Origin of the sequence: Peribacillus simplex (genome assembly GCF_030123325.1) — a bacterium.
Lineage (GTDB): Bacteria > Bacillota > Bacilli > Bacillales > DSM-1321 > Peribacillus > Peribacillus simplex_D.
This window is the reverse complement of sequence record NZ_CP126106.1, coordinates 2,076,572-2,088,433: the sequence shown is the minus strand read 5'-3', so window position 1 is coordinate 2,088,433 and position 11,862 is coordinate 2,076,572. Positions and strand designations below refer to the sequence as shown.

At 36.7% G+C, this 11,862-nt stretch carries 10 protein-coding genes and 3 pseudogenes; 4 read left to right on the top strand and 9 right to left on the bottom strand.

The genetic code is table 11. From position 1 onward, the window contains the following. Position 1 precedes the first annotated feature (1 nt). The 4 genes from QNH43_RS09980 to QNH43_RS09965 all read right to left on the bottom strand — a co-directional run bounded on the left by QNH43_RS09980 (position 2) and on the right by QNH43_RS09965 (position 3,962). Positions 2-763, bottom strand: a complete 762-nt coding sequence (locus QNH43_RS09980; protein ID WP_283917693.1) for a hypothetical protein — start codon at positions 761-763, stop codon at positions 2-4. Next, positions 756-1,310: an RNA polymerase sigma factor gene (locus QNH43_RS09975; protein WP_283917692.1), complete on the bottom strand. Its 555-nt coding sequence runs from the start codon at positions 1,308-1,310 to the stop codon at positions 756-758. Before QNH43_RS09975 ends, QNH43_RS09980 begins: the two co-directional genes overlap by 8 nt. A 648-nt stretch (positions 1,311-1,958) precedes the next feature. Then, entirely contained in the window at positions 1,959-3,161 is a 1,203-nt protein-coding gene (locus QNH43_RS09970; RefSeq protein ID WP_283914941.1) for an IS110 family RNA-guided transposase, read from the bottom strand. A 606-nt stretch (positions 3,162-3,767) separates the two neighbouring features. After that, positions 3,768-3,962, bottom strand: coding sequence for a DUF6366 family protein (locus QNH43_RS09965; RefSeq protein WP_283917691.1), 195 nt, complete (start codon positions 3,960-3,962; stop codon positions 3,768-3,770). Between the two features lie 658 nt (positions 3,963-4,620). On the opposite strand from QNH43_RS09965, the pseudogene QNH43_RS09960 reads away from it, so the two are divergent. The 3 genes and pseudogenes from QNH43_RS09960 to QNH43_RS09950 all read left to right on the top strand — a co-directional run. Continuing rightward, positions 4,621-4,895: pseudogene (locus tag QNH43_RS09960) on the top strand (PadR family transcriptional regulator). Positions 4,896-5,014: 119 nt separating this feature from the next. Beyond that, positions 5,015-6,178: a DUF418 domain-containing protein gene (locus tag QNH43_RS09955; protein WP_283917690.1), complete on the top strand. Its 1,164-nt coding sequence runs from the start codon at positions 5,015-5,017 to the stop codon at positions 6,176-6,178. A gap of 198 nt (positions 6,179-6,376) precedes the next feature. Beyond that, positions 6,377-6,603: pseudogene (locus QNH43_RS09950) on the top strand (IS4 family transposase); the annotation flags it as partial. 846 nt (positions 6,604-7,449) lie between these two features. On the opposite strand, the gene QNH43_RS09945 reads toward QNH43_RS09950, so the two are convergent. From QNH43_RS09945 to QNH43_RS09930, 4 genes and pseudogenes are all read right to left on the bottom strand, one after another. Continuing rightward, entirely contained in the window at positions 7,450-8,544 is a 1,095-nt protein-coding gene (locus QNH43_RS09945; RefSeq protein ID WP_283917689.1) for a DUF4030 domain-containing protein, read from the bottom strand. Continuing rightward, a complete protein-coding gene (locus QNH43_RS09940; RefSeq protein ID WP_283917688.1) occupies positions 8,528-9,055 on the bottom strand; it encodes an RNA polymerase sigma factor in 528 nt (175 codons plus the stop codon). Before QNH43_RS09940 ends, QNH43_RS09945 begins: the two co-directional genes overlap by 17 nt. A 600-nt stretch (positions 9,056-9,655) precedes the next feature. Further along, entirely contained in the window at positions 9,656-10,441 is a 786-nt protein-coding gene (locus QNH43_RS09935; protein ID WP_283917687.1) for an SDR family NAD(P)-dependent oxidoreductase, read from the bottom strand. Between the two features lie 145 nt (positions 10,442-10,586). Next, positions 10,587-10,724 (bottom strand): annotated as a pseudogene (locus tag QNH43_RS09930) (helix-turn-helix domain-containing protein); the annotation flags it as partial. Between the two features lie 492 nt (positions 10,725-11,216). Here QNH43_RS09930 and QNH43_RS09925 point away from each other — a divergent pair. After that, on the top strand, positions 11,217-11,459 hold the full coding sequence (locus QNH43_RS09925) for a hypothetical protein (RefSeq protein WP_283917686.1): 243 nt from the start codon (positions 11,217-11,219) through the stop codon (positions 11,457-11,459). 209 nt (positions 11,460-11,668) lie between these two features. Here the strand turns inward: QNH43_RS09925 and QNH43_RS09920 are convergent, their stop codons facing one another. Beyond that, positions 11,669-11,860 (bottom strand): SDR family NAD(P)-dependent oxidoreductase, encoded by a 192-nt coding sequence (locus QNH43_RS09920; protein WP_283917685.1) that lies wholly within the window; start codon positions 11,858-11,860, stop codon positions 11,669-11,671. Positions 11,861-11,862 lie beyond the last annotated feature (2 nt).

Sequence of the window (11,862 nt, the reverse complement as noted above, 5' to 3'; positions counted from 1 at the left end):
ATTATTGAACTCCCTCCGATGGTTTTAAGTAGACCAACTTGTTTAAATATTTGATATAGATAGAAATGCTGATAATTAGAACAAGCACATAAACGAGAATAGGTGCCTTCATTAGAAATCCTTCATATAAATGACTGTCTACTAACCTAAATCCAAAATTTAACACAACCCAACTGCCAATCACTAAGGTGGCACTGGTTACAGACTGCTTCTTCATACAGGCAAACAGAAAGAGAATGGAAAACAAAAACAAGGATGTAATGGATATTATTAGCACTCTAAAAAAGTTCAGATCGTCGTACATCATAACAAGGGAAAAGATGCTGATGATATTAATAAAAATCGAAATTACACTCAAAGCTAACATTCGAAATGCTGTAATCTGATAGAGACTATATTTGCAAACCATTTCTACTTCATAGGTAGCTGATTGAACTTTTTGTGCAAAATGATAAACAGAAAGAGACATATAGAGCAAAGGCGAAAGGAGAAAGGTAAAGGCATAGAGATTCTGTTCCCGAATCCCTTTCGATTCGGAAAAACTGCTTGATAGGAAAATCAAAATTGCCATGACTGATAAGATGATGCAAATTTCATCCAAACGGGTTGGCAGTAAATTTTTCATTCCAATTTGTTTGTATAGCTTATAAAGATAGGAAGGGAAAGACTCCTTTTGTTTTACTCCTGCAGCGACAATATGCTTGATCTCAGATTGGATTGTCTGTTCATCGGGCATAGGAATATGAAATTTTTCTTTACTCATATCGATGCTCCTTCATTTCTTTTTTTATCAGTTTCAACGCCGCATAGTACCTTGTTTTAACTGTTGATTGGGGAACTTGTACAATTGCAGCAATTTCCTGCAACGTATACTCTGCAAATAACTTAAGTCGAACAATTTGCTGTGAGTTAGTCTCCAACTCATTAACGATTGAAGTGATTTTTTCAACATCCTCTTTGTACTCCAAAGAAACTGTCACATCCTCCTCATCCTCAAAATCATGACCATCAATAGACTCTGAAAGCTGCCAATATTTATAGTTTTTCGACCTGAAGTAATCTACTAGCCGATTGGAAGCTATCCTATAAAGCCATGTTCTAAATGAAGCTTTATAATCGTCAAAGCGATTGATTGACTTTAAGACACTAATAAAAATTTCTTGCGTTAAATCTAGTGATAGCTCAGCATCCAGAGTTTGTTTGTACACAAAGGTATACATTTCCTTGTAATATTTGGATATTAACTTATTAGCTGCTTCGTTGTTTGCATTTCTTTTTATCTTTTTGATCCACTGCTTCTCTTGATCCATATTTTCACCACATATTCCCCATATTGCTGCTTCTATTTATATATTCGAAAAGAGAATAGGAAAAGTTTTAATAAAACACAAAACTTTTTTAAACAATCATAATATAATCACTCGGATAAGCCTAATCAAGTAAATGTAAGCAAAAAAAGACTAAGAAATAATTCCTCCTTAGTAATTTTGCCTAACTTTTTTATATTGCTAGAAAGGTAACAGCGAGACCTAAGTTCAGAAACTCGTCCTTTTCTGAACACATGTCATGGCGCTTTGAATAATTATTTTTTGTTACCATTCACGTTATAAAACCCTGTTCATTATTCTACGTCCAATAACCTATTAAAATTTATCTTATTTAGATTTGAAACTAATTGATCAAACTAATACAAGAAATTTTGATAAATGAATAAATAGAAAGGGCATGTTCTGAAAAAGAATTAATCAAAACATGCCCTTATACTATTTAATTGGATTATTCTTTTATAAAAAAGATTGATCATTTTTGTGTTCCTTAATGAACTAAACCAGCTAATAGGATGTCAATATCTTTCTCTAATATTTTCATTTCCCTTATGATATACTATTTTTGGCCATGCCAAATAGCCCTCCAAAACCCTTTTGGAAGGATTTTTCTCTGTTTCACAAAACCGTTAATTAGGCTAAATCTAGGAACGTTTCTTTTCTGCTTAATATAGCATAAATCCAATGAAGTAACTTATTTATACAGGCAACGATTGACACTTTGGCAGGTTTTCCTTCTGATTTTTTCTTATCATAGAAGGCTTTAAGCTTTTTGTTCCTTGAACTTCTTATGCCGCATAGTACGGCAAGATACAGAGAGTGACGTAGTCTGCTCGAACCCCTTTTGGTAATACGATTAATGGTTGCCGTAAACTTACCCGATGAGTGAACACTTGGATCCACTCCAGCGAAGGCAACCAGTTTTTTCGGATGATTAAACCGATCGATTTCACCAATTTCTGAGATAATCGTGGCTGCGATTTTTTCTCCGATACCGGGAATCGATTGGATGATCTTATATTCTTCCATTTCATTTGCCAGGGCCACTATACGATCTTCCAAATCAGAAAGGTGTCCCTGGTAATGAAAAAGCAACTCAATATACATACGAAGATTGATTACGTGACTTTCATACACGTTTTTTTGAAATGGATTTCGAGATGCGGAATTCATTATTTTTTTTGCTTTTTCCCACGCCCATTCACCCGATCTGCTAGGACAGAACTCTATTACACTCTCTGCTAGTCTACTTTCTCCGGCCGTTAATACCGCCTCTGAAGTAGGATATTCCTTTAACATCAATAAAGAAACCTTCGAATATAGATCCCCAAAAACCTTCCGGTATTCAGGAAACACTTGATCTAAAATGGTGTGAAACTGAAGTTTAGCCTCCACATACATATTCGTTACGATTTCCTGTTGTCTGGACAAATTACGAAGGTCTAAAAGCTGAATTCCTCTAATTTTATGAGGTTCAAAATCCTCCTTGTAATACAGCACACACAACTGGTACGCATCGATAGCGTCTGTTTTTACCTTCCGTAAACTGGACTTCTTTGCCTGATAAGAAATAATCGGATTTAGTAAGATATATAGAATCCCTTGTTCCTCCAAGTATTGAATAACGGGAGAATGGTAATGCCCTGTAGATTCTAAAATGACCATAGGCATCTGCCCTGCCACCTCTTCAACTTCTTTTAGAAAGTCTAAAAATTGATCCAATTCCTCCTTGGTATGCTTCATTGAAAAGCTCTTCCCATACGGTTTAGATTGGTCTAAAAATGCCTGTACTTGGCTCTCTCCTTTTGCCACATCCAGACCAACAACTGGATTCATTGTTTTTTCCTCCTCTACTTACTAACCAGTACCCCTAGTCCTCCATGCAGTGTCATAGCTTCGCTTGTTATACGAGATCTACGTCCCAACCAGCCTCAAACATGTTTCTACAAGTAGGGGGCCGGACAGTTTAGTTCACGGGATCAAGTCCCACGCACCCGTACGTCCTACCCTGGCTACTGATATAATAGATTCTATTTAAAAAAGGTCAACCAGTAAAAACTGGCTAACCTTATAATACGAACGCACCCGTTAGTTCTATAAGACTTATTGTAGAGTTAACACAAACTATGTATTAGTGATCGGCTTTTTTCTTATCAAAATCTCCCCATAACCAACTAAAAAGGGAATGAAATGCTACGAAACAGAATGCGTATGCTAAATTCCCTAACCAATTTATCGTTTGCCCCCTGAAGTATTGCAGACCAGAGCTTGCAATATACATGAGTATGAAACCCACTATATAACTAATGAAAAATCTTTTCTTTGTTATTGCCATAAATACAAACCACTCCTATTCTTTGGCAGGTAATCCAACTAGCCTGCCCCGTTTGTTCCATAAAAAAGGCTGCCACAGCCACCCCTGTTATTGAATTACAGCATCCGTTACTTTAAGAAGAGTGATACAAAAATAAAGCCAATTATGATTACAAGAATAAGAGTTCCCGTACCTTTCCAACCTAAGCTACCAACTAAATCAGCAAGACCTCCACCGTGAACACTGCTAAAAGGATTTCTTTTTAATTCTTCTTGTCTTAATTTTTCTCTTCTTCTTTCAGGAGTTTCTTTATCTTCACTCATTTGAACACCCCCTGTAAATTAAACAATCATACCTTTTAGATTTTACCACAAATACCCATTACCCTTGTTGAACTATCCTGCCCCTTTAGTTGCATAAAGAAAGAGCTGCCTTATAGACAGCTCTGAACTTCAGCTAACGCACCCGTTAGTTTAAGTGTGTTATTTCACAATCTAAATTAATAATGTATCTGAAAGAATAGATAATGTTGGCGGTACCCCATACCCATCAAGCTAAGGCAAATCATTACCCCCAAAACAAAAAAACGCTATTCTTTCTGTAATATCATGGAAAGGTTGGTGTTTTTTATGTGTCGCGAGATTTCAGACGAACTTATTCTTTCACAGGAACTGACAACGATCTTTGTCTTCACAAGCTCTCCAAGAGCTAGCCAAAAAGGTAGGTTTTTTTCAATTTTGGTGTCAAATGATTCTAGGAGGAATCTGCAGTTGTCGGTTCGCTAACAATTTTTTACTTCTATTTACCTGGTGCTCACACTTTGTTTACGAGGAGTAAACTTCCTTGTATTATTTAATAGTTATGGAATATAATGTTATTAAATGGTACCATGCATTAAACAATACTGTTCTTTGCAAACTACCTTTCATTGTTTACTTCCTAATAAAGAATTGGGTGAAAGGTGTTTTAACCTTATGTGTAATGGCTTTATCGATGAATAAAGACCACTATGGGTATGAACTTGTTTAAAACATCTCAGAGAAATTTTTGATTGCTGAATGAACGATCTACCCTTTGCTCAGAAGACTAACAAAGGAAGGTTATTTTTCGACCTATCTTGTTGAGACCAAAGAAGGTCTTTAAGAAAATATTACAAGCTATCTGAGCAAGGAAGAAGTCATGTGCTTGAATTAATTGACGGGGTGATATTACCTAAAAAAAACTTGCTGAGCAAAAAACTTTATCTTTCAAACTAACAAACAGGATAGTGTGTTAGTTTATTTTTTAGCAAGGTACCTTTTATTGAACAGTACTAAATTGTAATAGTGTGGAAAATAGACTGCTTTACACTTCCTAATTATAGAAAGGAGCTATTATGAATACAAATCTGTTGATTAAAGAAAGAATTGGTACGATTGATTGTATACGCGGCTTTGCCCTGTTAGGAATCTTTATGGTGAATTTGCCGATTATGCTGGGTATTTTTACCCCGCTTGAAAAAGAAGAGGTTACGATAAATCAGTGGGTTGAAATATTCTTAAATCTTTTTATATCCAATAAATTCTTTGTTCTGTTTTCCTTTTTGTTTGGGTTAAGCTTTTTCATTTTTATGTCGAGGGCTGAAGCAAAGGGATACGGCAAAAAACTTTTCGCTCGCAGATTACTTTTCTTATTGCTTTTCGGAATCATTCACCGGCTGTTTTTTTGGACAGGAGATGTTTTGTTGTTATATGCGGTTACCGGCTATTTCCTTTTATTCTTTTATAACCGCAAACCGAAAACAATACTCGTATGGGGAGTCTCGCTTATATCAGCATTTATCATTCTTGTCCATGGTCTTGCCGGTTTTATGGTTTTGAATGATCCTTCTTTATTGCATGGTTCTTTTCATAAAGAAGCGAAGATTGAAGCCTATCATACACTAGGGTATATTGATTGGCTTATCTGGCATTTTAACGCCGAAGTTTTAACTGAAACACCTCAACATCTGCTTATTATACCTTTGCTTTTAGGTATATTTTTACTCGGATTATATACAGGGAAAATAGGGGTTTTTCAACATATTGAACAGTTTATTAAACCGTTAAAGAAGATTCAGGTAGCTTCAGGCCTTGCAAGTATACCATTAATCGGCTTGTTGTATTATTGCCAAGTTGCTGAAGATCCAATTGCTTTAATAAAAGCTTTCGAAACGCTTTATTTACAAGCAGGCGGAATAGTTTTATCGGCCTTCTACATGACAACTTTAATGCTTTTACTGCGTGTGAGCCTTGCTCAAAAGATTCTATCCCCGCTTCGCTTATACGGACGGATGGCTTTAACCAATTATTTAACTCAAACATTAATTGGGTTCGTGATCTTTTTTATCATGCGCTTATATGGATCAATAGCACTGTACGAGTCCGCATTAATTTGCATTGGTGTTTTTATAGTGCAAATCATTTTCAGCAATTTATGGCTTAAGAATTTTCGGCTTGGACCTTTCGAATGGCTTTGGCGAACATTGACCTACGGAAAACGGCAAAAGCTGTCGGATTAATGAGAAATCGCTATCTAAAATGAAGATAAGGCTTTCTATACTGAATTAAATGGAGGATGCTACTAATAAAGCAAGGAGTGTACTAATGGAAACAGGGGTAGCGCCCCTTCACCATCAAGCGAAAGCGAAATTGATCCATAAAACGAAAAAAACGCTATTCTTTTTGTAGAAATATAAAGAAAGGATGGCGTTTTTAGTATGAATTTATCGATTTCTGATGAACTAGAATTGTTTTCTAAAGAATTGCAACGATTAGCTAGAAAAATCTGATTTGTTCAACGAAGAAGTAAATATGGTGCACAAGAATTAGTGGCTCTATGTAATGGCTAAGCCAAAACATAGCTCATACTTCATTGACACAACTGTGTAGTCGATTAGAAGCTAACACAGGTATCTCTATGAGTCCAGTAGGACTCAATCAACAAAAGAAATAGAGGATATACGAAAACCTAATATATGGACGATGTACCCTAAGAAGGACCAAAAATAATGGTCTTTTTTCTTTTGGTTCACTTATGCTTTCTCGACTTTCATCCTCTAGGATTCATTACTCCGTTAAAAAAAATAAAGAAGGGTAACGTTGTGATCTCATCTTCTGATATTTGAAACATTTTAGAGATCTTAGTACGTTCCTTATTACTAAGTGGTCGTAAACCGCCTACTTCTTCAGCTTCCTCTGATGTAACCATTATAGGACGTGTAGGTAACACTTTATCTCCACCTTCGGGCATATAATTAACTTCAATAGTTAATATGTGTCTAAATATTGTAAATTATACTATGCTTGCGTCAACTCTCATTTCATGTAGCTTTAAAATACAATTTAATCAAAAACGTTCAACAAACCCATATTCTACGGCACAAAAAAAGAATCCATTTTATAAAAAAATTTGATTAAAAATCATTTAGAATTCTTTAATAGAAAAGGAATGAAACGGTGCGACTTTTTTACAAACGGTATAACTTTCTTTAAAACGGTACGACTTTATTTTAAATCCACATTATTCATACTAAACTCTACCCCGTTAGTTCCATAAAGAAAGAGCTGCCTTAAGACAGCTCCGATCTTCAGCTAACGCACCCGTTAGTTTAAGTAGATTTCTTCACAAATTCATTAATTCGTTTTTTATCGGCCAGTTTTCAGATAGTTGCCATGCCTGGCACACAAGAAAAAGCTGCCTAAAGACAGCTCCGATCTTCAGCTAACGTACCAGGTTAGCTTTTAAAAAAATAAGCATGCTAGTTTACATTAGTATGGTGTTAAGCAATGTTTAATTTATTTGCTGCTTATCTTTACTATAGACAATGATTTTATATTCATCATCTTTTATGGTTTTTTTAACCTCTTCCGATTCTAAAAAGTCCCTAATTGTATTTTCAATTTTAGATCCAAGTTGTTTACTATCCGGATTAGAAGAAGATATAGTGGTTTTAATATATAAGGTCATCGGCTGAGGATGCGCTGAAAAAGAAAAACCGTTTACCTGATATTCTTTTTTGCTATACAGCCCATCAATAATTGTACTTATGACTCTACCCCACCTATTTTCCTGCTCTCTTATTTTTAAGTTAATTTTGTTGATATCTAATGTATATTTCTGATCCGTTTCTTTCGTTATTACATTTTGAACCAGTTCTTTTATTTTTTCAGCATCTTTTTCAGTAGTAGGTATCCCAATATTAATCATTAAATCACCTGAATTATTCAGTGTACCTACTTGGGTAGTAACATCATGATAATTATGCTTTTTCAATTCTCGATCCAAAGCTCTTTGAACTTTTGAAGCTTCTTCATATTGCTTTATTGTTTCTGGACTTGGTTTTTCTTCATCCATGACCTTGTTTTTAATTACCTTGATTGTATAACCGTCATATTCTCTCGACCTTAATACCTCCAAGGCAGTTTCTTCTACATCTTTACGTACATCCTGAAAATATTGCTCTGACCCATCTACTCTTATTTCTATTTTGTTATCTCCATTAGTACCTATTCTAGTTTTATAACCCTCGTTCTCTAATCTTTCTTGTATCGATATAAAAATATCTTTTGTATGTAACACTTTATTTAAATAAGGGATTTTTGACATAACCTCTGCCATTGCAGGGGAGATAAAAGCTGAGCCAATAAATAAACTAAATAATATGACCAACGCGATACCAGAGTATGTTAACTTCCTGATCCAACTTAATTTTTTGATACGAGTGGATAGGATAGGGTGCTTATTTCTCTCTTGGGATTCCAAATTTTCAATATCAGTTAAGATTCGGTTTTTCAATTCTTGTTTTTGTTTTGTTTTCCACATTAGATCGGAATTTAATTTCTTTAAGGAACTATCAAAATCAGTATCTTCATATTGCTTTTTCATCCAAATACCCCTCCTTTATTAATTGTTTTTTCAATGCTGGAATAGCTCTAAAAAGAGTCGATTTAACTTTACTCTCAGACCAGCCCAATATCTTTGCCGTATCCTCAATAGAAAAACCTTTGATTTTTCTTAAAACGATCACCTTTCGATATGTATCTTTGATTTCCCCTAACGCTTTGTATAGTTCAAATGATTCCTCTTTTATTTGAATCATTTCTTCAGGCAATGAGTTATTGTCCTTTTGCAAAAGAAACACTTCTTTAAAGAACCTGCTGGGTTTGCGTTTTCTTAAAAAATCAACCGTTAAATTGTGAGCGATACTGAATAGCCATGTTTTTTCACTGGAATGCTGATTAAATGAATTATGATATAAATACGCTTTTACAAAGGTATCATGGGTCAAATCCTCTGCTTGTTGATAATCCTTAACCATCAATAAAATAAAACTTAAAATGGATTTACTATGTTGGTCATACCAATCTGCAATTTCTTCTTTTCTGTACTTCGACAAGTTACCAACCCTCCTTTTCTTGAATGTTCAATACTTAGACGTATTAACTAAATAAAAGTTGTGTTTTTACATAAAAAAAATCTCTAAAAGTTTAGATTAGAGACTTTTTCGTTCTTTTATAGAACTGATGTTTATATCAGTTGTCTTAGAAATAAGGTGAAAATCATGCTCCAAGCTCATGTTTTCATCCTTCAAATAAGTTCCTCGTTAGATCTAATAATGGTATTTCTTATGGAACTATCCTGCCCCGTTAGTTGAAGAAGAAAAATCAAAGCATTGTTTACAGAGTCTATTTTAAAGAAGTACAATTCAAAAAAAGTTCGTAAAAGTGTACTTTTACGAACTTTTTTTATGCGAATGACTGTTAAATGAATATGTGAGATTAGAATAATAATGGGGTAATCCTTAGAGGCTGAATAAAAGTCTCAATAAAGATCGGTTTTGGTTCTGGTTTAAAAATATTTTTTACCAAACAAAAAGGGGTTCGGAATGTTTTAATTCCGACCCCCTTTTGTCGACAAACTGAAGAGACCACGAGCTCTTGGCTGGGATGGCGCAGGCCGTGTAATCAACTGCCACTCCTGACCGCCCTCCATTAGGTCAATGCCCTGTTCTGTCCTGCATGGTTCTGACCATACGGGTCACCATCTTGCGTGGCATTAACCGTGGAATGAATGCCACGAACCGGTTGCGAGCCCCTGGCATTATGAGCGTCTTGCCGCGCAAGAAGCCTCGGTACCCTTCCTCAGCCACCTGCCCGGCCTCCATGATGGTGCCACTTTGGAACAGCTTCGAGGCGCCCATACCCGAACGATCGACGAATCCGGTTGACGTCAGCCCCGGACAAAGTGCCGTCACAGTCACGCCCGTGCCGCTCACCTCGTTCTCCAGAGCCTCGGTGAACGACAGCACGTACGACTTCGTCGCGTAGTAAACAGACATCATAGGTCCTGGGAAAAAACCCACCAACGAAGCCACATTCATGACGCCTCCTTGGCCCCGTTTGACCATATCTGGCAAGAACAGCTTCGTCATAATAGTCAGAGCCTTGATATTGACGTCAATCATATTCGTCTCTTGCTCCAACTTCGTTTCCAAGAATGTCCCGTACAAACCGAATCCTGCATTATTGACAAGGTAGTCGACGACGATTCCCTTCTCCTTAAGCTCCGCGACAATCTCCTCCGGCACTCCGGGTGACGCTACATCCTTGGCGATGACCGTCGCTTGGACGCCATATTTTTTCCGATATTCCTTCGCCAACTCCAAAAGTTTACCCTCGGTGCGCGCCACCAGGACCATATCATGTCCATCTTTGGCGAAACGATCCGCCAACTCTTTGCCAATCCCACCCGACACTCCAGTGATAAGAACAGTTTTTCTCATTTTGCAGCCCACCTCTATTTTTAGTGTAAAACTTTAAACCGTTTTGCAGCGTTACTAATCTCGGATTGTGACTATGGATGTTGGTTATCCATATAGAAGAATCCGCTGGTCGGACCGTCATCAGGCAAAGTGGTTAGCTTCGCCTGTCATACAAGCTTCTGCGATGGATTCCCATATGCTCGACCAGATCAGTCATGGATGTCTTCTCGTAGCCCTGTTCCCAAAAAAGCCTCATAGCATTATCCAATAGCGCGGACTCTTCGAACGTTTTGCTTCGAGCCATTCCAACTCCCTCCCGTTGACATAATCTTTACGTAGGTTTTTATGTTCTTCGTAAATTTTTCCTAACTCTAAAATGTTGCTCAGATTGATTAACTTCAGAGGAAAGACAAGTTTTAAGTTGAGAGTAGATACATGCTGACTTACAATCTGTATGCCAATATATCATGACCCGACCCCATGTTTTTGATGCCATTCGATTTATTATCTATGTCAAACAATCACATTGATAATCCATCAGTTTGTTATTTTGGCTAAACTACCTACTCCACTTAGGGGACAAAGATAAGTGGATGCCGCAGCCCCCATTCTCCAACAAATCAGTCATAATATCAGTAAGAGAAGTAGATACTCTTAATGGTAAACATGAGCTTCGATTAGAGAATGGATATATAGATACGGTTGATTTAGTCGTTGGTTCAGATGGTGCCTTTTCTATATTCGTTCCCTTCTCCAGATGCTGGCTCAATATACAGGGCTGACTATGGTGGAAATCATGTTGCAAGATGTTAAAACTAAACATCCTGAGATTGCTGCTTTTAATAGTCGAGGAAAATTATTTGCCCTTTCTGACCACAAGGGTATTATGGCTCAGTTAAACGGAGATGGTAATACCCTTGTATATTTAAGTTTTAAAGCTGCAAAAGAATGGTTGGATACTTGTGGCATTCCATTCGATCAACCTCAAGAAGCAAAAATGTACTTTCTCAACAATTTAAAGACTGGGATGAATCCTTAACAAACTATATTAAATGTGCAGAGGTCCTCTTCTTCCACGACGTATTTATATGCTCCCTGTAGGTCTTACTTGGGATCATAAACCAGGCCTATCCAATTTCTGCGGTTAATTTTCCCCTGTGACTTCTTCAGCGAATAAATGGCATGCCAGCTGAGTTAAACAGGAGGTCTAGTTTCGGATACTGTTGTTTGATTTGATGCGTCAACTGGTCAACCGACTTCACTTAACTGACATCCGCAGCAATGCCGATTAAAATTAGGGTTTTCTCTGATTGCTTGGTCAATGTTTTGCTTCGAGCGACTAGTGACAATCACCGTGTTGCCCATTTCAAGAAACTTTTTCGCAATTGCCGAGCCTATACCAGACGTCCCGCCCTTTACTAAAATAGTTCGATTTGTCAATA

What these genes read in the sequence shown, in the direction of transcription:
- QNH43_RS09945 (WP_283917689.1), bottom strand. Translation starts at nt 8,544, where the DNA reads ATGAAAAAGCAATATGAAGATACTGATTTTGATAGTTCCTTAAAGAAA.
- QNH43_RS09955 (WP_283917690.1), top strand. Translation starts at nt 5,015, where the DNA reads ATGAATACAAATCTGTTGATTAAAGAAAGAATTGGTACGATTGATTGT.
- QNH43_RS09965 (WP_283917691.1), bottom strand. Translation starts at nt 3,962, where the DNA reads ATGAGTGAAGATAAAGAAACTCCTGAAAGAAGAAGAGAAAAATTAAGA.
- QNH43_RS09935 (WP_283917687.1), bottom strand. Translation starts at nt 10,441, where the DNA reads ATGAGAAAAACTGTTCTTATCACTGGAGTGTCGGGTGGGATTGGCAAA.
- QNH43_RS09925 (WP_283917686.1), top strand. Translation starts at nt 11,217, where the DNA reads ATGTTGCAAGATGTTAAAACTAAACATCCTGAGATTGCTGCTTTTAAT.
- QNH43_RS09970 (WP_283914941.1), bottom strand. Translation starts at nt 3,161, where the DNA reads ATGAATCCAGTTGTTGGTCTGGATGTGGCAAAAGGAGAGAGCCAAGTA.
- QNH43_RS09975 (WP_283917692.1), bottom strand. Translation starts at nt 1,310, where the DNA reads ATGGATCAAGAGAAGCAGTGGATCAAAAAGATAAAAAGAAATGCAAAC.
- QNH43_RS09980 (WP_283917693.1), bottom strand. Translation starts at nt 763, where the DNA reads ATGAGTAAAGAAAAATTTCATATTCCTATGCCCGATGAACAGACAATC.